20 protein-coding genes and 1 riboswitch are annotated in these 23985 nt (G+C 56.3%); of the genes, 11 read left to right on the top strand and 9 right to left on the bottom strand.

Going from position 1 to position 23985, the window contains the following annotated elements; all coding sequences use genetic code 11:
- The 4 genes from hemA to grxD form a co-directional block, all read left to right on the top strand.
- Positions 1–1012, top strand: a 1012-nt coding sequence (hemA, locus tag INT32_RS19290) for a glutamyl-tRNA reductase (RefSeq protein WP_193090336.1), incomplete at its 5' end; no start/stop codon positions are given.
- A gap of 87 nt (positions 1013–1099) precedes the next feature.
- Positions 1100–2185 (top strand): peptide chain release factor 1, encoded by a 1086-nt coding sequence (prfA, locus tag INT32_RS19285; RefSeq protein WP_193090335.1) that lies wholly within the window; start codon positions 1100–1102, stop codon positions 2183–2185.
- Between the two features lie 72 nt (positions 2186–2257).
- Positions 2258–3085, top strand: a complete 828-nt coding sequence (gene prmC / locus INT32_RS19280; protein WP_193090334.1) for a peptide chain release factor N(5)-glutamine methyltransferase — start codon at positions 2258–2260, stop codon at positions 3083–3085.
- Between the two features lie 71 nt (positions 3086–3156).
- On the top strand, positions 3157–3486 hold the full coding sequence (grxD, locus tag INT32_RS19275) for a Grx4 family monothiol glutaredoxin (protein WP_193090333.1): 330 nt from the start codon (positions 3157–3159) through the stop codon (positions 3484–3486).
- Between the two features lie 14 nt (positions 3487–3500).
- Here the strand turns inward: grxD and INT32_RS19270 are convergent, their stop codons facing one another.
- Genes INT32_RS19270 through folB form a run of 4 tightly spaced genes read right to left on the bottom strand, consistent with a single transcriptional unit; the run spans position 3501 to position 6607 of the window.
- Positions 3501–4295 carry an EI24 domain-containing protein gene (locus INT32_RS19270; protein WP_193090332.1) on the bottom strand — a complete coding sequence of 265 codons (795 nt, stop codon included), beginning with the start codon at positions 4293–4295 and terminating at the stop codon, positions 3501–3503.
- Between the two features lie 30 nt (positions 4296–4325).
- Positions 4326–5156 carry an NADPH-dependent 7-cyano-7-deazaguanine reductase QueF gene (gene queF / locus INT32_RS19265; RefSeq protein WP_193090331.1) on the bottom strand — a complete coding sequence of 277 codons (831 nt, stop codon included), beginning with the start codon at positions 5154–5156 and terminating at the stop codon, positions 4326–4328.
- Between the two features lie 8 nt (positions 5157–5164).
- Positions 5165–6202 carry a tRNA 2-thiocytidine(32) synthetase TtcA gene (gene ttcA / locus INT32_RS19260; protein WP_193090330.1) on the bottom strand — a complete coding sequence of 346 codons (1038 nt, stop codon included), beginning with the start codon at positions 6200–6202 and terminating at the stop codon, positions 5165–5167.
- 45 nt (positions 6203–6247) lie between these two features.
- Positions 6248–6607 carry a dihydroneopterin aldolase gene (folB, locus tag INT32_RS19255; RefSeq protein ID WP_193090329.1) on the bottom strand — a complete coding sequence of 120 codons (360 nt, stop codon included), beginning with the start codon at positions 6605–6607 and terminating at the stop codon, positions 6248–6250.
- A gap of 107 nt (positions 6608–6714) precedes the next feature.
- On the opposite strand from folB, the gene INT32_RS19250 reads away from it, so the two are divergent.
- Positions 6715–7647, top strand: coding sequence for an NAD(P)/FAD-dependent oxidoreductase (locus tag INT32_RS19250; RefSeq protein ID WP_226817285.1), 933 nt, complete (start codon positions 6715–6717; stop codon positions 7645–7647).
- Here the strand turns inward: INT32_RS19250 and INT32_RS19245 are convergent.
- The gene (locus INT32_RS19245; protein ID WP_193090328.1) at positions 7550–8455 is read right to left on the bottom strand and encodes a helical backbone metal receptor; all 906 of its coding nucleotides are present in this window, start codon (positions 8453–8455) and stop codon (positions 7550–7552) included. The genes INT32_RS19250 and INT32_RS19245 overlap by 98 nt on opposite strands.
- A 60-nt stretch (positions 8456–8515) precedes the next feature.
- A complete protein-coding gene (locus tag INT32_RS19240; RefSeq protein ID WP_193090327.1) occupies positions 8516–10390 on the bottom strand; it encodes a TonB-dependent receptor domain-containing protein in 1875 nt (624 codons plus the stop codon).
- A gap of 67 nt (positions 10391–10457) precedes the next feature.
- Positions 10458–10619: riboswitch (cobalamin riboswitch) on the bottom strand.
- A gap of 148 nt (positions 10620–10767) precedes the next feature.
- On the opposite strand from INT32_RS19240, the gene metH reads away from it, so the two are divergent.
- The 3 genes from metH (at position 10768) to INT32_RS19225 (ending at position 16267) form a co-directional block, all read left to right on the top strand.
- The gene (gene metH, locus INT32_RS19235) at positions 10768–14544 is read left to right on the top strand and encodes a methionine synthase (protein WP_193090326.1); all 3777 of its coding nucleotides are present in this window, start codon (positions 10768–10770) and stop codon (positions 14542–14544) included.
- A 35-nt stretch (positions 14545–14579) separates the two neighbouring features.
- Positions 14580–15398 carry a helix-turn-helix transcriptional regulator gene (locus INT32_RS19230; RefSeq protein WP_193090325.1) on the top strand — a complete coding sequence of 273 codons (819 nt, stop codon included), beginning with the start codon at positions 14580–14582 and terminating at the stop codon, positions 15396–15398.
- Between the two features lie 230 nt (positions 15399–15628).
- A complete protein-coding gene (locus INT32_RS19225; protein WP_193090324.1) occupies positions 15629–16267 on the top strand; it encodes an OmpA family protein in 639 nt (212 codons plus the stop codon).
- 119 nt (positions 16268–16386) lie between these two features.
- Here INT32_RS19225 and INT32_RS19220 read toward each other — a convergent pair whose 3' ends face one another.
- Positions 16387–16542: a hypothetical protein gene (locus INT32_RS19220; protein WP_193090323.1), complete on the bottom strand. Its 156-nt coding sequence runs from the start codon at positions 16540–16542 to the stop codon at positions 16387–16389.
- A 610-nt stretch (positions 16543–17152) separates the two neighbouring features.
- The gene (locus INT32_RS19215) at positions 17153–17641 is read right to left on the bottom strand and encodes an acyl-CoA thioesterase (protein ID WP_193090322.1); all 489 of its coding nucleotides are present in this window, start codon (positions 17639–17641) and stop codon (positions 17153–17155) included.
- 305 nt (positions 17642–17946) lie between these two features.
- On the opposite strand from INT32_RS19215, the gene INT32_RS19210 reads away from it, so the two are divergent.
- From INT32_RS19210 to INT32_RS19200, 3 genes are all read left to right on the top strand, one after another.
- Positions 17947–20250 (top strand): heavy metal translocating P-type ATPase, encoded by a 2304-nt coding sequence (locus tag INT32_RS19210; protein ID WP_193090321.1) that lies wholly within the window; start codon positions 17947–17949, stop codon positions 20248–20250.
- A gap of 24 nt (positions 20251–20274) precedes the next feature.
- Positions 20275–20667, top strand: coding sequence for a Cu(I)-responsive transcriptional regulator (cueR, locus tag INT32_RS19205; protein ID WP_193090320.1), 393 nt, complete (start codon positions 20275–20277; stop codon positions 20665–20667).
- A 229-nt stretch (positions 20668–20896) separates the two neighbouring features.
- Positions 20897–22522, top strand: a complete 1626-nt coding sequence (locus INT32_RS19200) for an acyl-CoA dehydrogenase family protein (protein WP_193090319.1) — start codon at positions 20897–20899, stop codon at positions 22520–22522.
- A 33-nt stretch (positions 22523–22555) separates the two neighbouring features.
- On the opposite strand, the gene INT32_RS19195 is transcribed toward INT32_RS19200, so the two are convergent.
- The gene (locus INT32_RS19195) at positions 22556–23857 is read right to left on the bottom strand and encodes an NAD(P)/FAD-dependent oxidoreductase (RefSeq protein WP_193090318.1); all 1302 of its coding nucleotides are present in this window, start codon (positions 23855–23857) and stop codon (positions 22556–22558) included.
- Positions 23858–23985 lie beyond the last annotated feature (128 nt).

Raw genomic sequence — 23985 nt, 5'->3', positions numbered from 1 at the left:
GCACTTGTATCAGTACAACAAGGATCTGGCGGTGCGCCACGCCTTTCGGGTTGCCAGTGGGCTCGACTCCATGGTCCTGGGTGAGCCGCAGATTCTGGGGCAAATGAAAACGGCCGTACGTGCGGCCAGCGATGCTGGGTCCCTGGGCACCTTGCTGCATCAGCTGTTCCAGAAAACTTTTTCGGTAGCCAAGGAAGTTCGCACGCAAACGGCCATTGGTGCGCAATCGGTGTCCATGGCTGCGGCCTCGGTTCGGCTGGCCCAGCGGGTGTTTGGCGATCTGTCCAAAACCCGGGTGTTGTTTATTGGCGCCGGTGAAATGATCGAGCTGTGCTCTACCCATTTTGCTGCGCAAAAACCCTCCTGTATGGTCGTGGCCAACCGCACGCGCGAGCGTGCCGAGACGCTTGCGTCCCAGTTCGATGGCAAGACCATGAAGCTGGCAGACCTGCCCGAGCGTTTGGCCGAATTTGACATTGTGGTGTCCTGTACGGCCAGTTCCCTGCCCATATTGGGTCTTGGACTGGTGCAAAAAGCGTCCAGGGCGCGCCGCCATATGCCCATGGTTATGATTGACCTGGCCGTGCCGCGCGATATCGAGCCTGAAGTGTCGCAGCTGGATGACGTCTATCTGTACTCGGTCGATGATCTGGGCCGTTATGTGCAAATGGCCAGTGATTCGCGCCAGGCTGCCGTGGTCCAGGCAGAGGCCATTATCGACAGTCGCGTGCAGAATTTCATGCACTGGATGGATTCGCGCGCGGTTGTGCCGGTTATTCGCAATCTGAACCAGGGCGCCGATGCCATCGTTCAGGCCGAACTGGACCGGGCCCGCCGCCTGCTGGCCAAGGGTGAAAACGCCGACCTGGTTCTTGAGCAGTTTGCCCGCAGTCTTACCCAGAAGTATCTGCACGCCCCTATGGTCGCGCTCAACCGCAGCCAGGGCGATGATCGCGCCGCGCTCATGGATATGCTGCCTCGTCTCTTTCCGTATCAGGATTCCAGCCATTAGCGGTGCTCTGGCCCGCTATCATTGGCGGCGGCGCTAAGCCTGGCATCGCCTTTTTCCTGAACACGCCTTTTTCTTCCAAAACTCGTTATGAAATCATCAATGCGCTCCCGTCTGGAGCAAATCTCGCATCGCCTGATCGAGGTGGACGCACTGCTTGCCGAACCCGATGCCGCCAGCGATATGGACCGGTTTCGAAAACTGTCGCGTGAACGCGCGGAAATTGATCCGGTAGTCATACTGTTTCGCAGCTACGAGTCGACCGAAGCCGATTTGCAGGCCGCGATGGAAATGTCATCGGACCCGGAGCTGCGCGAAATGGCGGAAGAAGAGCTGAAGCTGGCCAAAGAGCGCCTGGAAGCGCTGCAAGAGCAGTTGCAAGTGCAATTGCTGCCACGGGATCCGGACGATGGCCGCAGTGTTTTTCTTGAAGTGCGCGCCGGTACCGGCGGCGATGAAAGCGCCATTTTCAGCGGTGACCTGTTTCGCATGTACAGTCGTTATGCCGAGCAGAAAGGCTGGAAAGTAGAAGTGATCTCCGAGAACGAATCGGAAATGGGCGGGTATCGTGAGATTATTGCGCGGGTAGATGGCGATGGTGTGTACGGACGGCTGAAATACGAATCCGGGGCGCATCGTGTGCAACGGGTGCCCGAGACCGAATCGCAGGGCCGGGTGCATACCTCGGCCTGCACAGTGGCCGTTTTGCCCGAGGCCGATGAAATTTCGGAAGTGGCGCTGAACCCGGCTGATTTGCGCATCGATACTTTTAGGGCGAGCGGCGCGGGTGGTCAGCATATCAATAAAACCGATTCGGCTGTGCGCATCACGCATATTCCAACCGGCATTGTCGCCGAGTGCCAGGACGACCGTTCACAGCACAAGAACAAAGCACGCGCCATGAGTGTGCTGGCTGCCCGAATCAACGATATCGAACGCCAGAAACAGCAGCAGAAAGAGGCGGCCGAGCGCAAGAGCCTGGTTGGGACGGGTGACCGTTCCGAGCGCATCCGCACTTACAATTATCCCCAGGGTCGGGTCACGGATCACCGAATCAACCTGACATTGTATAAACTGGCACAGATCATGGAAGGCTCGCTGGACGAGCTGACGGGTGCGCTCATTGCAGAGCGGCAGGCCGAGTTGCTGGCCGCCCTGGGTGATGACTCACTGTAAGCATCATGCAATATTGAATATCGATTACATTATTTGGCCGGGGCGAGACCGGCAGTAGTAGAAGGAGCAGGAATGGCGCTGGCCATCACGATTGAATCTTTGACGCGAACCAGTGGCCTTCCGCCACTTGAAACCCGGATGCTGATTGGTCGCACGCTGGGCGTGTCGCGTTCCTGGATGATTGCACACGACCGTGATCCCCTGAGCAATGAGCAGGTTATACAGATTCGCGCCCTGATCGAGCGGCGCATAAGCGGCGAGCCCATGGCCTATATCATGGGCGAGCGCGAGTTCATGGGCCTGACGTTTGAGACGTCTGCTGCGGCGCTCATCCCGCGACCGGAAACGGAGCTGCTGGTGGAAACCGCAATCGATTATGTGCGCGAACACCCCAGGGCCAATGTACTGGACCTGGGCACCGGTACAGGCGTGATTGCGGTATCCATTGCGCGGTTCTGCCCCGGCGCACTGGTGCTGGCAACAGATAAGAGTCCCGATGCCCTGGCGCTGGCGCGACGCAATGCGGAAAAACATCGCACCATGCACGTGCGTTTTTTGGAAAGCGACTGGTTTGATGGCATTCCACAACAGGCCTTCGATCTGATTGTGTCCAACCCGCCTTATATACGGCGACATGATCCCCATTTGCAGCAGGGCGATCTGCGTTTTGAGCCGCCAATGGCGCTGACCGATTATTCCGATGGGTTTGCAGCCATCCGGCGCATCATTGCCGGCGCGCGGGCTTACCTGGCCAATGGTGGCTGGATGTGGATTGAGCACGGATGGGACCAGGCCGAGCATGTTCGCTATATGCTGGCCAAGGTTGGTTTTAAGAATATTGAATCCCGCAATGATTTATCCGGTATAGAGCGTATTTCCGGCGGGTGCTTTACAATTTAGCGTTAAACTATTTTGAGAGATGGCCAGATAGATGGAACTGGTTTCTTTCAATGCTGACACAGGTGAATACAATGAGCGAAGTACAGAATTTTATCCGAGAGACCGTTACAGAACACCCCGTTGTGTTGTTTATGAAAGGCACGGCTCAGTTTCCGCAATGCGGCTTCTCTGGCAAGGCCATCCAGATTCTGCGTGAATCAGGTGTAAAAAAGTTGGTTACTATCAATGTGCTGGATGATCAGGAAGTGCGCGAAGGCATCAAGCAGTTTTCCAACTGGCCTACCATTCCCCAGTTGTATGTCAAGGGTGAATTCGTTGGCGGTTCGGATATCGTGAGCGAAATGCACGAAAGCGGCGAGCTCAAGTCTGTGCTGCAGCAGGCAGGCGCGTTCGAATCCTGAGTGCGCGGGTGCTGTCAGGGCAGGCGTTTGGCCTGGGCAGCGCTGTTCTCTACAGGCACGACGGGCTGTTGCGCCCGCACCGCTTTGACCGCCATTAATCCGTAATGGGTACACACCAGGATTGAAAATACGGGCATGACAAAGCCGGCAAACGGGACCAGGGTAAAGGCTGCACATATCAGCCCGATCAGCCAGAAACCACGACTGTAATGACGTAGCACATAAGCCCGTTCTTCAAGGGTTGCGTGTTCGACAATGGCGTCCAGCCGGGTCATGTGCGAAAACGCATACGCGCCCCAGAATAACGATAGCGCGATCCCCGCAAAGGGAATCAGCCAGAGCGGCAATGTAATCAGCCAGCCGATCACAAAAATCGTACTCACCTTGACCGTATTGGCCAGGCTGGTGACCGTGGCGTTTTCGCCTTTTTTATGCACATCCGGGTAGCTGCCATCGCCGATGACTTTCAATGCCATGGGCATGACAAGAATGGCTGCGGCCGCCAGTCCCGCGATGCCACTGACCGCGAGCAGGGCCACGAAGGTCAGCACACCGGTGAGCCAGTCGCTCATGGTGACAAATCCCCAGCCAGACAGTCGCGTTGACACCGACTGGAACCAGCCCCAGTGCATGGCGGTATTGTCCAGCCAGTTATCCAGGGGCCCCCAGGCGAACACCAGCAGTATCACAGCTGCGAACAGGGCAATGACAAACGGCAACACGATGGCAAACAGCATGGAAGGGCGCATTTGCGTTGCGATTCCTTTGCTGAATGCGGCGGCGACGCTGACATAGGGCGGTTGTTTCATAAGTACGACCAGCTTTTGTGAAAAGTGAGATTATTGACGTGCATTGCGGACATCAGCGGGAATGAAATCCGGCTGCGTGCTACGCCAGGGGTTGATGTCCAGGCCACCACGACGAGTGTAGCGGGCATAGACGGTCAGGGTTTCTGGCGCACAGGTATGCATGATATCGCAGAAGATCTGCTCTGCGCATTGTTCATGAAACCCGTTATGTCCCCGATAGGAAACAATATACCTCAGGAGCGAAGCATGATCGATGGCAGCGCCGGTATATTCGATTTGCAGGCTGCCCCAGTCCGGCTGACCGGTGACCGGACAGTTGGATTTGAGCAAATTCGTGCGCAGCGTCTCGTGTCTGGATTGCGTGGCGTCAGCCTGCAGCAATCGGGCGTCAGGAACGTAGGTCGAGATCTCGATGTCCAGTGTGTCGAGCAGCGTGCCGTCAAGCTCGCCCAAGGTCTGGGATGCAAAGTCTGCCGGCGCAAACAGCGTGACGCTGACCGGGGCGCCGGCGGCGGCGCTCAAGTCCTGCTGCATGCGGGCAAGGACGGCATCGCCGTCGGGCATGGTCGTCTGATTAAATGAGTTCAGATACAGCTTGAACGACTTGGATTCGATAATGTGGGTGCTGCTGGCAGGAAAGCCAAAACGGGCCAGGGCCACCTGCGGTTTGCCTTTGAGATCCAGCCAGGACAGTTCGTAGGCGTTCCATATATCGGCGCCGTGCCAGGCCGGGTGTGGCTGCAGGCTAAGGTGCGCACGCCCGGCATCCCGGGCAATCGGAAACAGCAACGTCGGATCATAGTGTTCGGGATAGCGGGTTTCTTTTCCCAGCGGTGCGTGCAGCAAAGTCGAGTCTGACATGGAATGCCTCACAGTGATTGAATGCGGATCGTGCGCGCGCGCGATGGGTTTCCGGAAGTGAGGGTGCCTGCCGCCTGTGCGTCGGCGCTTTGGGTGGATGGATTGCCATGGCGATCACGGTCGTCGTCATTGGCTTGCACGAAGTCGGTATTCGCGGTATTGGTGGTGTCGGCGGCATCGGCAAAGGTTTCGGCATCGAAGGCCTTGTCGCCATTTTCGTCGGCAATGCCGGTAGGCCGCAGACCGGCAAAGTCAAACAGATTGCGGTCCATCAGGTGCGACGGCGTAATCGCCGATAATGCTTTGAAGGTATTCCAGACTTTCTTGGGGCTTTCCTTTTCCCATGCGGCAATCATGCGGCCCACTTCCTGGCGTTTCAGGTTTTCCTGGGAGCCACAAAGATTACAGGGAATGATGGGGAACTGCTTGAGTTCGGAATAGGCAATCAGATCCTTTTCTGCGATATAGGCCAGGGGACGGATCACGGTATGTCGGCCGTCATCGGAAACCAGCTTCGGTGGCATGGACTTGAGTTTTGCCGCGTAGAACAGATTCAGGAAAAAGGTTGCCAGAATATCATCGCGGTGGTGCCCCAGCGCAATCTTGGTGGCGCCCAGTTCGGCTGCGACACGGTACAGAATGCCGCGGCGCAGGCGGGAACACAGCGAACAGGTTGTCTTGCCTTCCGGAATCAGGCGTTTGACGATCGAATAGGTATCCTGATTTTCGATATGAAACGGCACACCCAGTTGGGTGAGATAGTCGGGCAGAACATGTGCAGGAAAGCCGGGCTGCTTCTGGTCCAGATTCACCGCGATAATATCGAAATGAATGGGAGCGCGTTTTTGCAGGGCCAGCAGGATATCCAGCATGCTGTACGAGTCTTTGCCGCCCGAGAGGCAGACCATCACTTTGTCGCCGTCTTCGATCATGTTGTAGTCGACGATAGCGGTGCCGGCTTCACGCATGATGCGTTTGGTCAGCTTGTTGTCGTGCTGGCGCTGTTTCAGGGCAGCCTGATGGCTGGAATTGGCAACAGAAGTCATGATGGTGACGTGTTCATATCCAAAATAGGAAAGGGCAGCGCGTTGCTAGCGGGTCGCTTCAACTTCGATGCCTACGGCGGCGCAATCGGAGAAAGCCAGAGGTTTGCCGATACGCAGGCGTACGCGGAAAACCTCGGGAAAATCATTCAGAATGCGCTGTATAACCATGTCGCCCAGCGTTTCCACCAGATGAACATGCGCGCGCGTGCACTCTTCAATAATCGCTTCGCGCAACTTGCGATAGTCCAGCACGCTGCGAATATCATGGTCGTTGACCTGCTGGTCAACTTGCATGTCGATATCGGCATCAATATGCAGGGGCTGGGTGGCGCGCAGTTCGTGCTCCAGGATGCCAATACGGGCATCCAGCGCGAGCCGGGTGAAAAAGATACGGCGAGTGGTCATGTGAAATCGGTAAAAGGCACCGGAAAAGTCCGGTTTTTATTCAGGACGCTATTGTAGTGTTTTAGGATAGCAGCCGGGGGTACAATACGGTTTGTTTAGATAAATTCATGATTAAACGAGGATTTTTCCTGAAAATGCAGCAGGCTGTCTATGATGCCATTGTGATTGGCGCAGGCCCGGCGGGCGCTTCCTGTGCGGTGTGGCTGGCCCATATGGGGTTCTCTCCCTTGATCATCGAGTCCAATGGGCGCGCCGGTGGTTTGAGCGCCAGCAATCCGTTCGAGGATACCTGGAATGTGACGGCGCCCGGATTGACGGGCGAAGAGGTGGCCGCCAGAATCAAACTGAGCCTGGACAGCGCCCGCGTGCCGGTGCTGCTCAATTCACATGTAACGCGTATCGAACGCGAGCAAGCGGGCCAGGGGCATGAGCATTTCAAGGTGTATTTCGGTGCAGACCTGCCGTTGCATGCACGCTATGTTGTGATTGCAAGTGGGGTAGAGCCCAGGAAACCGCCGGAGTGGGAGCGTGATCACTATGATGATGTCCTTGTAGGCCCAGGCAAGCATGTGGCCAATTATGAATTTGCCCTCAAGGATGTGGCCATTCTGGGCGGAGGCGACAATGCCTTTGAAAACGCCCTGTTTTTGAAAGAACGGGGGGCCAAGTCTGTGCATATCTATGCGCGCACGCTACGGTGCCAGCGCCACTGGATGAAGTTTCTCAATGAATCGGACATCACCATTGGTGCCTACACCTTCGATCCCGCGGCCCGCCAGATCAATGGCCGGACCTACGATGTCGTGCTGGTGCTTTACGGTTTTCGTGCCCGTTTGCAGGGCATGCAGGATCTGGGTCTCGATTGTGATGAACTCGGATATGTGCGTACCGATTTTAAAACGACACAAACCAATCTGCCGGGCATTTACGCGATCGGCGAAGTTACGCACCGGCAGCATCCTTGCGTGGTGACATCGATGGCAGATGGCGTGGTGGCGGCAAAGGCGATCCAGAAGCAGCTGGAGCAAGGCGACGCCTGATCCGGTCAATATCGCTGCACAACTCGGGCAGCTTGCGGATCAGTCTGTCCGCAGGGCGAAAGACTATATCCGGGTCCATGCCCAGCAGTTGGTCGGCCTGTAGCGGCAGGCCCATTGAAGAAAAATAGCGACCAATGGTGTCGCTTTGGGCATTGATGTTTTTTGCGGCAAAGAGAACGGCCTGCGGATGTGCGAGCAGCAGTTGTTCCCGGCTGACAATCGGCGCAGGCGTTGACAAGGTTTCAAAGGCCGATTCGGCGCCGCAGGCGTGCAGGGCATCAATAACAAACGAACGTGCGCCCAGCGTGTAGAGCGGCTCCTGGCTGACCAGAACGAAGGTTTTTATTTTCGCTGCATTTTGGTAGCGCTGGCGCATGGCATTGAGAATCTCGCGTAGTTCCCGCGCGGTGTTACCGGCGGTTGCCCGGGTGCCGAACAGCGTACCCAGTTCCTCGATATCGTCAATGATGTCATCCAGGCTGGCTGGCGCCTGATAATGCATGGGTATATTCAGTTTGCGCAAGGCCGGGTACAGGTCTTTGCTGTTTTTATAGCCCCAGGCCAGAATAACATCAGGCTGAAGAAGCGCGATCCGTTCTACATTGGGGGCAACGCCACTGCCCACCTGCGGCAAGGCGCCGACAGCGGGCGGGTAGTTACTGCCTGCGGAGACGCCCAGCAAATGGTCGCCGGCACCCGCAGCATAGACAAGTTCTGTCAGGTGTGGCGATAAGCTGACCGCTTTTTTTTCTGTCGCCGTTGCCGCAGGAGCAGCCAGGGTGAACGAACATACGAGTGCCGCAAGCATTGTTCCTTTTATAGCAACGGTCATAGACAGGAAAGGGGGGCGCTTGCGGCAGGACATGGCTTACATCCGGAACGCGAGATTCAAGAACACATTGGAACCGGCGGAGTTATAGCCATATGAGGTCTCATATTTCTTGTTCAACGCGTTGTTCCAGTACACCTGGGCTTCCAGGTTCTTGCTGAAGGCGTAGCTGGCATGCAGGTTCAGCACGCCATAGCTGCCAAGTCGTTTTGCCCGTGTGTTGTTCTTGTCGTCATAGCGGGCCCCGGTATGGGTGAAGTCTGCGCCCAGTGTCGCCTGCCCGAAAGTATGGCTCGCCCCGATTCTATAGACTTGTCTGGCACGGCGGATCAGCCGTTTGCCGCTCTCATCATCTTTTGGGTTCATGAAATCTGCGCCCGCGTAGATACGCGTATTGTCAAAACGGTGTTCGGCATTCACGGAAACGCCGCGAACCGTGGCCCTGTCAACGTTTTCGGCGGTGCAGTTGAACATCTCGTCACACACGAAACCATTGATCAGATCGCGATACCTGGTCTGCCAGGCGTTGATCGACAACGAGCTGGTCTCAGTTCGCCATGCGGTGCGCAATTCAATGTTGCGTGAGGTTTCCGGTTTCAGATTCGGATTGCCCTGGTAGCCAAAGCTCAGCGGTGTGTACAGATCGGCAAAGGTGGGAACGCGATAGCCGGTATTGCCCGCCAGCCCGACAGACCATTCTGGCGTGATATCGAAATCGTAGCCCAGGCTACCCGTTGTTTTGCTGTCGTAGCCGGAGACATTGTCGTTGCGCAGACTGGCCTGAATGTGATGACGATTAAAGTCGCCACGGTAAATCAGCCCGATTGCATTGGTATGACGCTTGTCCTGCTCGTAGGTGGTGGTGCCAAAGATGCTTTCATCCTTGCGTTCCAGCACCAGTGACAGCTTGTTCTGACGGTTGATGGAGAAATTGTTCTGCCAGGAGTAGGTGCGCTGTATGCTGCCGAGCACCGAATCGCCATATGAAGCGCGCGAGTCGTACAGATTGCGGTTCACGCTGACCTGCAGCACGCTTTCCCACCAGTCGGTCAACTGGTTATTGCTGGTAACGGCGACCGATTGCTGGCGCATGATGCCAAAGGTATTGGTGTCGTAGGCGCCGCTATCGAAGTCGCCATGAGTGTAGCCGTTGTAGAAAGAAATACCCAGGCGGTTGCCGGGTTTCCAGGTGTAGCCCAGCGCACCGGATAACGACGCCTGCTCGTAGCCGTCACGATCCGGATTGTAGGTCAGTGCGCCCAGCTTTTCACGGGTGGCATTAAAGCCATCGCTGCTGGCATAGCTGCCCGCCAGGCGATAGTCCCAACCGTTGCTGGCGCCGGAGACGCCCACGCTGGCTTTGAACAGGCTATGGGTACCCACGCCGATGTTGCCGAACACACTGAGTGGTTTGTCCTGGCCATCGCTGCGCGTAATAATGTTGATGACCCCGCCCATGGCGTCAGAGCCATACAGGCTGCTGGCTGCCCCGCGCACGATCTCTACACGTTCGATGGTGGTCGGATCCATGGCGCTCAGGTAAGTACTACCGGTTGCCGGGTCATTGATGCGCTGACCATCAACCATCACCAGCGTCTGCTGGGGGCCGGCGCCACGCACGAAAAGCCCGGACAGCGTTTGTGGGCCACCGAGTTGATAGGTTTGTATTTGCGGCTGGCGGGCAAGCAGTTCGGTCAGGGATGTCGCGCCTGCATTGCGCAACGTTTCGCTTGTGATAACGCTGACATCGCCATACACATCGGAAAGCGCCTGATTGGCGCGTGCCGGTGTGGCAACAATCGTTTCAAGACGGGTGACCGGAGAATCGTGGGAGGTGGCGTCGGAGGTTTGAGCCACGACGGCTGTGGGCAGAACCGCCAGGGCAAGTGCCATGGGGGTAAGAGAGAACTTCATATGGGCATACCGGTAAAGATGCGCGACCCCGCACATCAGGTTCGAATAAATACTGTCTGGATAAGCAGAGCAGTGGCAGTTTCAGGGCCGATGTCGGGCTGCAGGCCGAAAGCCTGATTACCGTTGCGGGGGCAGCACAGGTTGGCGCGCCATGTTGCGCGTTCTGTTTCCCGTTTACCATTCACTCCATGCACTGCACGGTGAATGCACCCTGAATGCGCGATTGTAATTGATTGGTACAGATCATGACAGTTGGCGGGCCATTTGGACGGCCCGCAGCCGCTATTTGCCTGCCAATTGCAGGGGTTTGCCGGTAGAACGGTTGCAAATCCGCTACAATTTTGCATTAAATTCAACTAATTAGATTGAGCCTGAACGTGTCTTATCCTGCCTTGCCTTATTCCGTCGAATCCTATACCTCTGGTGCCCGTTTTGTGCAGGAACTGCAAAAAGGGCGGATCCTGGTGCTGGACGGGGCCATGGGAACCATGATTCAGCGCTATAAGCTGACCGAGGCCGATTTTCGCGGCGAGCGTTTCGCTGAACATCACCAGGATGTCAAAGGCAATAATGAGCTGCTATCGCTGGTGCGTCCTGATGTCATCAGCCAAATCCATGAGCAGTACCTGAAGGCTGGGGCCGACGTCATCGAAACCAACACGTTTGGCGCAACCTCGGTCGCCCAGGGCGATTACGATCTGCCCGGTCTGGCCTACGAACTGAATGTGCAATCGGCCCGGCTTGCACGCACCGCCTGTGATGCCTACAGCACACCCGATCATCCGCGTTTTGTCGCCGGCGCGCTCGGCCCGCAACCCAAAACGGCCTCCATTTCACCGGATGTGAATGATCCGGGGGCGCGCAATATTACCTTCGAGCAATTGCAGGCGGCCTATGAAGAACAGCTTGGCGGCCTGCTCGATGGCGGTATTGATATTGTGCTGATCGAGACCATTTTCGATACCCTGAACGCCAAGGCGGCAATCTTTGCGGTGGAAACGGTGTTTGAGCAGCGCGGGATTCGTCTGCCGGTGATGGTGTCTGGCACGGTCACTGACGCGTCCGGACGTATTCTGTCAGGCCAGACGGTGGAAGCCTTCTGGAATTCGGTGCGGCATGCCCGGCCGGTGACCATCGGCCTGAACTGTGCCCTGGGTGCCGCCCTGATGCGCCCCTATATTGCTGAACTGTCCAAGATCTGTGATACCTGGCTTTGCGTGTATCCCAACGCCGGTCTGCCCAATCCCATGAGCGACACCGGATTCGATGAAACGCCGGACGATACCTCGAGTTTGCTGGAGGAGTTTGCTAACGCGGGGTTCGTCAATATGGTTGGCGGCTGTTGTGGTACGACGCCCGAGCATATTGCCGCCATTGTCCAAAAGGTGCAGCAGTTGCCGGCGCGCGCAGTGCCCGATGTGCCGGTCAAGACCCGTCTGTCTGGCCTGGAGGCCCTGAATATTGATGATGAATCGCTGTTTGTGAACGTGGGCGAACGCACCAACGTGACCGGCAGCAAGATGTTCCTGCGCCTGATCCGCGACGAGAAATTCGATGAAGCGCTGACGGTGGCGCGCCAGCAGGTAGAAAACGGCGCACAGATCATCGACATCAATATGGATGAGGCCATGCTCGATTCGAAAGCGAATATGCGCCGCTTTCTGAATCTGATCGCTTCCGAACCCGACATTGCCCGGGTACCGATCATGATCGACAGTTCCAAGTGGGAAGTGATTGAAGAGGGCCTCAAGTGTGTTCAGGGCAAGCCGATCGTCAACTCGATTTCCATGAAGGAAGGCGTGGAGCCGTTTCTGGCGCATGCCCGGCTGTGCCGCAAATATGGGGCAGCTGTGGTCGTCATGGCGTTTGACGAAGAAGGCCAGGCCGATACGCTGCAGCGTCGCAAAGACATTTGTGGCAAAGCCTATCACTTGCTGGTGGATGAACTGGATTTTCCGCCGGAAGATATTATTTTCGATCCCAATGTGTTTGCAGTGGCCACCGGGATTGAGGAACACAATCATTACGCCGTAGACTTTATCGAAGGCACCCGCTGGATTCATGACAATCTGCCGCACGCCCGTATCTCTGGCGGCGTCTCCAATGTCAGTTTTTCGTTCCGTGGGAACGAAGCCATGCGCGAAGCGATTCATACCGTATTCCTGTATTACGCCATTCAGGAAGGCATGACCATGGGGATCGTGAACGCGGGCATGCTCGGTGTATACGCGGATATGGATCCGAAGACGCGCGACCTGGTCGAGGATGTGATACTGGATCGTCAGGAGCCGGTGGGCAAAACCGATACTGCAGATGAGCGCACGCCGACCGAGCGTCTGGTGGAGTACGCAGATGAAGTCAAAGGCAGCGGGACGAAAAAAGAAGCTGATCTGACGTGGCGCGAACAGGAAGTGGAAAAACGCCTGTCGCATGCGCTGGTGCACGGGATTACCCAGTTCATTGTTGAAGACACCGAAGAGGTGCGGCAAAAGATTGCCGATCGTGGCGGGCGTCCCATCGAGGTGATTGAAGGCCCGCTGATGGACGGCATGAACGTGGTGGGCGATCTGTTTGGCGCGGGCAAGATGTTCCTGCCTCAGGTGGTCAAGTCTGCCCGGGTCATGAAGCACGCCGTGGCGCACCTGATTCCTTTCATTGAAGAGGAGAAACGCCAGATCGAAGCGGCCGGTGGCGATGTGCGAGCCAAAGGCAAGGTCGTCATTGCGACGGTAAAAGGCGACGTGCACGATATCGGTAAGAATATCGTCACTGTGGTTTTGCAGTGTAATAACTTCGAGGTCGTCAATATGGGGGTCATGGTGCCGTGCGCACAGATCCTTGCCAAGGCCAAAGAGGAAAAGGCCGATATTGTGGGGCTGTCCGGCCTGATCACGCCGAGCCTGGAAGAGATGGCCTATGTGGCATCCGAGATGCAGCGTGACCCTTATTTTCGTGACAACAAGATTCCATTGCTGATCGGCGGGGCGACTACGAGCCGGGTGCACACGGCGGTCAAGATCGCGCCGCACTATGACGGTCCTGTCATTTATGTGCCCGATGCCAGCCGTTCGGTGGGCGTGGCCACCAATCTGGTCTCCGATCAGGTCGACAGCTATCTGGCCCAGGTGCGCGAGGAGTATGAACTGGTGCGTGAGCGCCACGCCAATCGCAAGGCCACGCCTATCATTCCGCTGGACGAGGCTCGCAAGGGCGCCCCGGTCATCGACTGGAGCAGCTACACGCCGACGCGTCCGAAGTTTCTGGGCCGTCGGGAATTCAAAAATTTCGATCTGGCGCAAATCGTGCCGTTCATCGACTGGACGCCGTTTTTCCAGACCTGGAGTCTGTTCGGTCAGTATCCGAAGATCCTGGATGACAAAGTGGTGGGAGAGCAGGCGCGTAAACTGTTCGAGGATGCGCAGGCGATGCTCAAAAAAGTGGTGGAGCAACGCTGGCTGAGTGCGGGCGGTGTTATTGCGTTCTACCCAGCCAATAGCGTCAACCACGAAGATATCGAAGTTTATGCCGATGAATCGCGTGAACAGGTGCTGTTCACGTGGCGCAACCTGCGGCAACAAAATGCCAAGCGTCAAGGCGTGGCCAACAAGTGCCTGGCCGACTACATCGCGCCAAAGGAAACCGGGGTGAAGGACTATATCGGTCTGTTTGCCGTTACCGGCGGTATTGGCATTGAGAAGCACGAGCAACGCTTTGAAGCGGATATGGACGACTACTCGTCGATTCTGCTCAAGGCCCTGGCCGACCGTTTTGCCGAAGGTTTTGCCGAATGCATGCATGCCAGGGTACGTCGCGATCTATGGGGTTATGTCGCGAATGAGAGCCTGGATAATCAGGCACTCATTGATGAAAAATATCAGGGCATCCGTCCTGCGCCGGGCTATCCCGCCTGCCCCGAGCATCGGGTGAAAGTCGATATGTTCAACGTCTTGCAGACCGAAGATATCGGCATGTATCTGACCGATGGCATGGCCATGTACCCGGCATCCAGTGTGTCGGGGTTTTATCTGAGCCATCCTGATTCCAGCTATTTCAATGTGGGTACGATCGGTCAGGATCAGTTGCAGGACTATATTGCGCGCAGTGGTTTGTCTGAGGAAGAGGCTCGTCGTTCGCTCATGAGCGTACTGGGATAAACACAGCGCTGAACGCATCACTTGGCAGGAGTGGTATGGCCGACAAACACGGAGCATTTCGCAAGCAGGCACTGGGTGCGTTCGTACGCAGCGTTCGTGATCGTGTGACTCCGCAACAGGCCGGTATTGCCGGTGGTCAGCGCCGCCGTACCCCCGGCCTGCGTCGCGAAGAAGTAGCGCAGCTTTGCGACATCAGCGTTACCTGGTACACCTGGATTGAGCAGGGGCGCGATGTATCGGTGTCAGCCACCGTATGGGCGCGGCTGGCTACCGTATTGCAAATGACCAGGGCAGAACGTACTTATCTGTTTGAGCTGGCCGATGTCAGTGATCCGGATCACGACAGCGCTGTCGTATCGGCGCCAACTGCGTCGCTGCAGGCTTGTGTGGATAGCATCAATGCGCCGGCATACATTCTGGATCGGCACTGGGATGTACTGGCGTTTAACGCTGCGCTGGACCAGGTGTTTGCCGGATGGATGAGTGCGCAGGCGCATCCCAATCTGCTGCGTTTTATTTTCCTGGATGCACAGGCGCCCGACATTGTCGTGGACTGGGAAATCCGCGCCAACCGGGTTGTGGCGGAGTTTCGCGCAGATATCGGCGCGTATCTGGATGACGGCGAGACCTCCGGCCTGATTGATGAGCTGCTGGCCGGCAGTCCTGTGTTCAGCCATTGGTGGGCGCGCCAGGTGGTCGTTGAGCGCGAAGGCGGCTTAAGGGAATTCAATCACCCGCAATTGGGTATCCGACAATTTGAACAGATCACTTTTCGCCTGGCCACCCAGCCCGATTGCAAGCTGGTGATGCTGCTGCATCAAAGGGTGTGCCCGGATATAACAACGCTCCGATGATCACTTGCGCTTTGGCCATTGCTCGGTTATTGTATTGACACCATCAAGGTTATCACAGTCTTTCGAGCCTGTTTCCGTGGCAGACCGTGATAATTGCGACTGTCATAAGACAGAATTCATCCGGGCTGCGGCCCGGCCTGAATGTGGCTCAGGATATGTGGTGTGGCTGATTTTCAACCTGGTTATTCAGATTTTTTAGTACAGCAAACAAATCCAACAAGGAGAAGTCAATGATTATTCGTCAAACTCGAATCGCGGCAGTACTGGTAGCTGGCGCACTGCTGGCCGGATGTGCTACGCAAGGCGGCAATACGGCAGCAGGTACTGGCGTTGGCGCCGCATTGGGTGCCGGTCTGGGCGCACTGATAGGGGATTCTTCCAAAAGCGCGGGTATCGGCGCCGGTATTGGTGCTATCGGTGGCGCCATTGTTGGCTATAACTGGGACCGCATCGTAGGTCGCGTGAATGATGCCGGCGGCAAAGAGCTGGGCATTTCCACCACCAAAATGCCTGACGGCAGCCTCAAAGTCAATATTCCCGAAGGCGCAACCTTCGATACGGCGAAGTATGATCTGAAGCCTGCGCTGTTCCCTGTTCTTGATGCCCTGGCCCAATCAATGAATGAAAGCCAGCAGCTGCGTCTTAAATCTGTCGGCCATACCGACAGCACCGGCAAAATGGCATTCAATCAACAGCTTTCTGTGAATCGTGCGCAAAGCGTGGTGAATTATCTGGGCGGCAAAGGCGTCAATACCAGCCGCATGAGCATTGAAGGTCGTGGTCCCAACGATCCGGTCGCAGACAATGCGACAGCGCAGGGCCGGGCCCAGAACCGCCGCGTAGAGCTGTACCTGTACGCGGTTAAATAAGCCTAGTCGCTGTAAAGACGGCAGTCCTTAAAAAAACCCGCTGTCCGGTTTGATTACCGGCAGCGGGTTTTGAGTTTCAGATCAACTGCTGGCGCCGCGGTGAGCGGCACCGGCAGCGTTTATTTTTCAGAGTGCATGCGAAATTGAGGCTGGTTCATTGCTATACCCAACTTGAAACCGGTAGGTTTGACCGGTGTATTGACAGCAGGATGCTGCTGATTGTTGTTATTGTTCTGTGTGCCAAATTCCTGGCGGAAGCGTGTTAGTAATTTCATTGTAGTTTCCTTTATTATGAGATTATTGTTTTTGATTTTCTGCGCCGGAGACAATCCGGTTCAGCTATGCATAGCGTAGCCGATATTTATTGCAGAATCATGATTGCGCCGGCGATCGTTGTAAGTATGAGAATGCAGGCGCATCAATTTGTTAAGGGTCTGCCTGTGGTGATAGCCGCAATTGGTATAGCGGGGCTGATGACACAAGCAATATAACAATGACGATATGGAGTTCTGTCTCGCGTTGCGGTGTCGTGAGAAAGACCCGCAAACTTAGTAAGAATAATTATTCAGTATGAATCTGGCATCAGGATTACAGGTCGCGTAAATGCCAGCATTGAAATTGCGGTACCGGTGGGGTTGTTGCCTGCTGAGTTGTGCCCGGTTTTTATACACAGGTTATTGTTTGCAGGCCGCCCGAATTTCAAACGACTGGTATTTCAAATGACTAGTAACAACGGATTGATTGCCAAAAATAATTTGCAAAAAATGCTACTTGTTCAAAGACTACTGTTTAAATTACCAATACAAATACGTCATGGTAGCCTGCTATATTAGCAGTCCTTTATGAGCATGTCAAGCTAAATTATTGATATATTTCATTATTTTCTCAGGCGCCGGCAGTTGCCCGGATTTCCCCATAGCGCGCTTCTAGTTCCTGGCGCAGCGAACGCCGCATTTTTGCCGCTTCATAACGGCAACGATCCAGACCATTGTCGGGGGTCAACGCCGGAATCTGAACGGGATTGCCATTGTCATCAACGGCGACCATGGTAAAAAAACAGCTATTGGCGTGGCGAATTTGCTTGCTGCGGATATTTTCGGTCACCACCTTGATGCCGATTTCCATTGAAGTGTTACCAGTGTAGTTCACTGAAGCCAGAAAAGTGACCAGTTCCCCAACGTGGATAGGCTGGCGAAACATGACCTGATCGACGGACAGCGTGACGACATAGCGGCCGGCATATCGGCTGGCACAGGCGTACGCGGCCTGGTCAAGCAGCTTCAGAATGGTGCCGCCGTGGACATTGCCCGAAAAATTGGCCATGTCAGGCGTCATCAAGACAGTCATGGTAAGTTGGTGATTAGGCAGATCCATGTCGGCAGTCCGGTAAAAGTAGGGAAGGCGTCAGTTTACCCATATTGCCGGGCTGGCGCCATATGGACGTTATGATTGTCTGCCAGAAGGGTCTCGGGCCGAATTTGACCCTGAGATCGACATGAGCATCAGACGCTTGACCTTCCCATCATGGTAAGCTTTACAGTGAAGATTATAAACTGTTTGCGCTGTCAATATTGCCCGGCTGACCGCGTTGACAGACCCGTGCCGCGCTGGCCTGGGCGATGCCACTATCGACCCAAATGTACCACAAGCGGCGGTTTTTCTTCGAAAGGACGCTAATCATGAGCTCTACAACCCTATCCCGCGGTGTGGCGGGCCATCCTGCCCCCAGGGCAGATAATGAAAGCCGGCTGATAGAATTGTCGGTGGCCGGCATGACCTGCGCTTCCTGCGTGCGGCATGTTGAGAACGCCCTGTCTGCCGTGCACGGCGTACAGTCAGCCAGTGTCAACCTGGCTACTGAAAGGGCGCAGGTGCGTGCGCCGCTGGACCTGGACAGCACTTTGCTGACCCAGGCCGTGGTGCGCGCCGGCTATGAGGCCCAGGTGGTCAGCAATCCTGCGCAAAGCAGCAATACAGAAGCAGTCCGGCGCGAGGCCGACAGGCTTGCACTCAAGCGTGATCTGCTGTTGGCCGTGCTACTGGCGCTGCCGGTGTTTATCCTTGAAATGGGCGCTCACGCAGTACCGGCATTCCACCATTTTGTGGCAGAAACCATTGGCACGCAGAACAGCTGGTATCTGCAATTTATCCTGACCAGCGCTGTTCTGGCGGGCCCGGGACGTCGTTTCTTCGTCAAAGGGATACCGGCTCTGCTGCGCTTGACGCCAGATATGAACTCTCTGGTCGCCGTGGGCACGACCGCTGCCTATCTGTATTCGGTGGTGGCCACATTCGTTCCTGCCTGGCTGCCCAGCGGCACCGTGAATGTTTACTACGAAGCGGCGGCGGTGATTGTCGCGCTGGTGCTGCTTGGGCGTTATCTTGAGGCGCGGGCCAAGGGCAATACATCGGAAGCCATCAGACGGTTGGCCGGACTGCGGGCAAAAACGGCTAGGGTACGGCGCGGTGAGCAGGTGAGCGAAATTGCCATCGAAGAGGTGGTGGTGGGTGATCTGGTTGAGCTGCGTCCTGGCGAGCGCATTCCGGTTGACGGGCAAGTGACCGATGGCAATAGTTTTGTAGACGAGTCCATGATCAGCGGCGAGCCGATGCCGGTTGAAAAAACGCCTGGCGCGACTGTTGTGGCGGGCACAGTGAACCAGAAGGGGACATTGAATTTGCGCGCCACCGGTGTCGGTGCAGATACCGTGCTGTCGCAGATTATCCGCATGGTTGAACAGGCGCAGGGCGCAAAACTGCCGATCCAGACCATGGTCGATCGCATTACCATGTGGTTTGTTCCGGCGGTCATGTTGATTGCGTTGATCACATTTGCGATATGGCTGGTATTCGGACCGCAACCGGCGCTGGGTTTTGCCCTGGTCAATGCGGTCGCCGTGCTGATCATTGCCTGCCCTTGCGCGATGGGCCTGGCAACGCCCACCTCTATCATGGTGGGTACGGGTCGCGCAGCGCAACTGGGTATTTTGTTCCGACAGGGCGAAGCGCTGCAAACATTGATGGATGTGCGGGTGGTTGCGGTCGATAAAACCGGCACGCTGACTCGTGGTTATCCCGAGCTGGCCGATCTGACCGTGGCCGACGGTTTTGATCGTGACTACGTACTGGCATTGGTGGCTGCTGCCGAAAGCCGTTCCGAGCATCCTATTGCACGCGCCATTGTCGCCGCTGCAGAGAAACAGAACTTGCCCATCGCGCCGGTCCACAATTTTGAGTCCCTGACCGGGCTTGGCCTTCGCGCCCAGGTCAATGCAAAACAGATTCTGATCGGTTCGGACCGGCTGATGACACAGCACAAGCTGGATCCGGCGGTCTTTTCGTCAATTGCCAGCAAGCTGGCCGATGAAGGCAAGACGCCACTTTATGTTGCGATCGACGACAAACTGGCTGCCGTCATCACGGTTGCCGACAGTATTCGCGAGACGACGCCTGAAGCGATTGCGGCCTTGCATGAACAGGGGCTCAAGGTGGTCATGGTCAGTGGTGACAACCAGCGTACGGCACAGGCGATTGCGCGACAGTTGAATATCGATGAGGTGATAGCAGAGGTCATGCCCGACGCCAAGGCCGATACGGTCAGGCGGCTGCAGCAAGCCCACGGGCCGGTCGCCTTTGTGGGGGACGGCATTAACGATGCGCCTGCACTGGCGGTTGCCGACGTTGGGATCGCTATCGGGTCAGGGACCGATATTGCGATGGAGTCGGCCGATGTGGTGCTGATGTCTGGCGACCTGACTCATGTGTCTGACGCGATTGCCATGTCGCGGGCGACCATGCGCAATATCCGGCAGAACCTGTTCTGGGCGTTTGCCTACAATGCGGCGTTGATCCCGGTCGCCGCAGGTGTGCTGTATCCCTTCAATGGGGTGCTGTTGTCGCCCATATTTGCCGCGGGCGCCATGGCGCTTTCCAGTGTGTTCGTGGTTACCAATGCATTGCGGCTGCGCCGTTTTGCCGCCTGAGTGAAGATGATCAGGGAGAATGCAATGAATATCGGAGAAGTGTCGGCTGCCACCGGTGTGAGCGCCAAGATGATTCGCTATTATGAAAAAATCGGCTTGATAAATGCAGTCAACCGCAGCGATGCGGGTTACCGGCAATATACGGTTCAGGATCAGCGCATGCTCGCCTTTATTCGGCGGGCACGCGAGCTGGGATTTTCACTTGAACGCATTAAAACCCTGATCGGCCTGTGGGAGGATACCTCGCGACACAGCGCCGATGTGCGGCAACTGGCGCGCCAGTATATTGGCGAGCTGGATGACGATATTGCCAAATTGCGTTCCATACGCAATGAGCTGGCCTATCTGGCGGATCATTGCCATGGTGACAACAGGCCTGATTGCCCCATTATTGAAAGGCTGGCCAAGGGGGGCTGACCTTGGCGTATTCCCTGCGGTGACCAGGTGTGCTACAGTAAATCTGCTGGTGCATCTTGCACCCGGCCTCTGGCTGTTGCGCGATATCAGACCACATTAGCGATGTCGTGACAATAGGCCATGTTACCAGAACGTAATAACAGGCCACATTATCACGCCACGATATCAGGCCGTGACAGCAGTGACAAGCAGGCTGTGTATTGTGATCCACTAGCTAACGGAGGTTCACATGGTTACCACGACATTCATAACGCCGGATAATCAGGTTCCGGATCTTGAAGACTATAATCTATTCAATTGTGATCCGGCGCTGCGCGAGGCGCTGGATGCGTTCTCTGCAGCAGACGCGAAACAAGCGTGCCAGAGCTATGGCGAGCGCCTGGGTTCAAAGCATGTTTTGCAGCTGGCGCAGCTTGCCAATATAAACGGGCCGCAAGCGGCCATCTTTACCCGCACCGGCGAGCGACAGGATGTGGTTACCTTCGATCCCGCCTGGCATTCCCTGCTGGCGATGCTGTTCGACATGGGTGTGCATTCTGCCGCCTGGCAGGACGGCCAGCATGTGCGGCGCGCGGCGCTGTTTTATTTGCATGCGCAAACCGAAGCCGGCAGCCTGTGTCCGGTCACCATGACCTTTGCCGCCGTTGCGGCGTTGCAGGATCAGCCTTTGTTCGGACAACTGGCACCCTTGCTGTACAGTCGTGATTATGATGGCGCCAATGCCCCCATCTCGCAAAAGCGCAGCATGATGATCGGTATGGGAATGACCGAGAGGCAGGGTGGGTCCGATGTGCGCAGCAATACCACACGTGCCGTGGCCATCGGTCACTCAGAGCCGGTCTATGAATTGCATGGGCACAAATGGTTTTTTTCCTCTCCCATGTCGGATGCGCATCTGGTGCTGGCCTATGAACAGGCGCAACTGAGCTGTTTTTATCTGCCGCGCTGGCGACCGGATGGCAGCATGAATACGGTGCATATCCAGAGGCTGAAGAACAAGCTGGGCAACCGTTCCAACGCCAGCGCGGAAGTGACCTTTGATGGCGCGTGGGCGTTACGGGTAGGCGAGCAAGGGGCAGGCATTCCCACCATCTTGCGCATGGTCAATCAGACGCGGCTCGATTGCGTGCTTGGCAGTGCCGGATTGTTGCGCCAAGGGCTGGTGCAGGCCATGCATCATACCCGCTATCGCATGGCATTTGGCAAACGGCTGGCAGATCAGCCACTGATGCAGGCTGTGCTGTGCGACCTGGCCATTGAGAGCGAAGCTGCGCTGTGGCTCGGCATGGCGTTGGCTCATGCGGTGACACAACAGAACGACCCCATACAGAAAGCATTTTTGCGTATCGTTGCGCCCGCGGCCAAGTTCTGGGTCTGCAAGCGCAGTATCGCGGCCATTGCCGAATGCATGGAGGTATGGGGTGGCAATGGCTACATCGAAGATGCGCCGCTGGCGCGACTGCTGCGCGAAGCGCCCGTCAATTCCATCTGGGAAGGCTCTGGCAATGTGATGTGCCTTGATGTCTTGCGGGCGCTTTCGCGGGATCCTGATGGGGCGGCGCTGTTGCTGGAACACCTTGCCGACGATTGTCGTGCCGATCCGGTGTTGTCGCAGGCGATGGTACAACTGAAACAATGGCTGTCGGAGTCGGGAGATGTGCAGCAATCGAGGGCCCGCGCGATCACGCAGCGCCTGGTGCTGCTAGTGGAAGCCACATTGCTTTATCGGCATGCGCCTGCATGGCTGGCAGAAGCGTTTGTACGCGCACGTTTCGAAGAAAGCGCAGGTGTGTTCGGCGCCTCCATCTACACAGATGCGGTCGCGATACTGGAGCGGGCCTATCGCCCGGTATAAGCAGCGGCGGTTATGGCTGCTGGTGCGAAACAGTTAATGCAGCTTGACTTTGGGTGAGCTGCGTTTTAGCAGCAGGCGACCCAGGGCGACCGCGCCGGTACGGGCAATACCCAGAATCGCCATGTGATGCATCAAATGCAGGCTCATGTACATCAGGCGTGCCAGCAAGCCTTCGACAAAAAGGCTTTTGCCGGTCAGCACGCCCATCAGGCTGCCCACGCCCTTGTTATGACCTATTGAGACCAGCGACCCGTAATCCTTGAACACAAACGGCTTGCCGCTGCTTGCCGTGCCGTTTATACGGGCCGACAGTTCGCCAATCAGATAGTCTGCCTGCTGGTGGGCCACTTGCGCCCGGGCAGGCAGATAGCGACCCTGTTCCCATTCGACCTGGGCACAATCGCCCATGGCATAGATCGCCGGGTCGCTGGTGCACAGGGTTTTATCGGCAATAACCTGGTTGATTTTGTTGGTTTCCAGGCCCAGTTCCGTCAGAAAGGCCGGCGCCTTGATGCCTGCCGCCCATACCGTCAGGTCGGCCGGATACCGGTTGTCGTTGGAGTCGGTCAGGCTTTTTTCCTGCACGGCCGCGACCAGCACTGATGTCTTGACGGTGATGCCGCGTTCCTTGAGCAGTTTTGTGGCTGCTGCCGATGTTTTTTCGGGAAGGGCCGCGAGTATGCGAGGGCTACCTTCGAGCAGCGTGATGTGAATATCTTCTTCAGGATTCAGTTCGTTGATGCCATAGAATCCCAGATTCTTTCCTGCTTCCAGCAGTTCTGCGGCCAGCTCCACACCGGTTGCCCCGCCACCGACAATGGCAATATTCAGAGAGTGGGTGGGGTCGGTTTTTTTACGCTGATCGGCGGCAACCAGCTCGCGCAGAAATTTCAGGCGAAATTTTTCGGCCTGTTCCGTGGAGTCCAGCGCGGTAGCGTATTGTTCGGCGCCCGGTGTGTTGAAAAAATTCGAGCGGCTGCCGACGGCGAGCACCAGGGTGTCATAAGGCAGGTCTCTGGCTGCAAATACTTCCTCCCCTTCGTTGTAGACCGCTTTGACGTGAATGCTGCGAGCCTGCCGGTCGATGCCGTCCATTTCGCCAGGTACGAAAGTGAATCCGTGGTCCTTTGCCAGCATGGCATAAGACAGCCCTTCACGGTGAATATCCAGCGTACCCGATGCCACTTCATGCAGCGACGGCTTCCATATATGGAACACGCCTGCATCTACCAGAAAGATGTGTCGAGGACCGAACTTGCGTCCGAGTTTGGCAGCCAGTTCCAGGCCGCCCGCGCCACCACCGACTATGATGATCCTGTGTTCCGGTATTTGCATCGTGATTTCCTGATGTTTCAGTTGAAATAGAACGAACTTTGTTTCATTCTAGTAGAAAAACGCCAGGACAGGCACATAAAAGCCGGCCTTCGTGCGTGTTGGCCGGCCTGGCTATGCCTGGATCGGAC

Origin of the sequence: Advenella sp. FME57 (genome assembly GCF_014897675.1) — a bacterium.
Classification (GTDB): Bacteria; Pseudomonadota; Gammaproteobacteria; order Burkholderiales; family Burkholderiaceae_B; genus Advenella.
The sequence above is the reverse complement of the archived record's forward strand: the minus strand, read 5'-3'. Positions and strand labels throughout refer to the sequence as shown.

Coding starts and splice junctions, on each gene's coding strand:
- prfA (WP_193090335.1), top strand. CDS start 1,100: ATGAAATCATCAATGCGCTCCCGTCTGGAGCAAATCTCGCATCGCCTG.
- prmC (WP_193090334.1), top strand. CDS start 2,258: ATGGCGCTGGCCATCACGATTGAATCTTTGACGCGAACCAGTGGCCTT.
- grxD (WP_193090333.1), top strand. CDS start 3,157: ATGAGCGAAGTACAGAATTTTATCCGAGAGACCGTTACAGAACACCCC.
- INT32_RS19270 (WP_193090332.1), bottom strand. CDS start 4,295: ATGAAACAACCGCCCTATGTCAGCGTCGCCGCCGCATTCAGCAAAGGA.
- queF (WP_193090331.1), bottom strand. CDS start 5,156: ATGTCAGACTCGACTTTGCTGCACGCACCGCTGGGAAAAGAAACCCGC.
- ttcA (WP_193090330.1), bottom strand. CDS start 6,202: ATGACTTCTGTTGCCAATTCCAGCCATCAGGCTGCCCTGAAACAGCGC.
- folB (WP_193090329.1), bottom strand. CDS start 6,607: ATGACCACTCGCCGTATCTTTTTCACCCGGCTCGCGCTGGATGCCCGT.
- INT32_RS19250 (WP_226817285.1), top strand. CDS start 6,715: ATGATTAAACGAGGATTTTTCCTGAAAATGCAGCAGGCTGTCTATGAT.
- INT32_RS19245 (WP_193090328.1), bottom strand. CDS start 8,455: ATGCTTGCGGCACTCGTATGTTCGTTCACCCTGGCTGCTCCTGCGGCA.
- INT32_RS19240 (WP_193090327.1), bottom strand. CDS start 10,390: ATGAAGTTCTCTCTTACCCCCATGGCACTTGCCCTGGCGGTTCTGCCC.
- INT32_RS19230 (WP_193090325.1), top strand. CDS start 14,580: ATGGCCGACAAACACGGAGCATTTCGCAAGCAGGCACTGGGTGCGTTC.
- INT32_RS19225 (WP_193090324.1), top strand. CDS start 15,629: ATGATTATTCGTCAAACTCGAATCGCGGCAGTACTGGTAGCTGGCGCA.
- INT32_RS19220 (WP_193090323.1), bottom strand. CDS start 16,542: ATGAAATTACTAACACGCTTCCGCCAGGAATTTGGCACACAGAACAAT.
- INT32_RS19215 (WP_193090322.1), bottom strand. CDS start 17,641: ATGGATCTGCCTAATCACCAACTTACCATGACTGTCTTGATGACGCCT.
- INT32_RS19210 (WP_193090321.1), top strand. CDS start 17,947: ATGAGCTCTACAACCCTATCCCGCGGTGTGGCGGGCCATCCTGCCCCC.
- cueR (WP_193090320.1), top strand. CDS start 20,275: ATGAATATCGGAGAAGTGTCGGCTGCCACCGGTGTGAGCGCCAAGATG.
- INT32_RS19200 (WP_193090319.1), top strand. CDS start 20,897: ATGGTTACCACGACATTCATAACGCCGGATAATCAGGTTCCGGATCTT.
- INT32_RS19195 (WP_193090318.1), bottom strand. CDS start 23,857: ATGCAAATACCGGAACACAGGATCATCATAGTCGGTGGTGGCGCGGGC.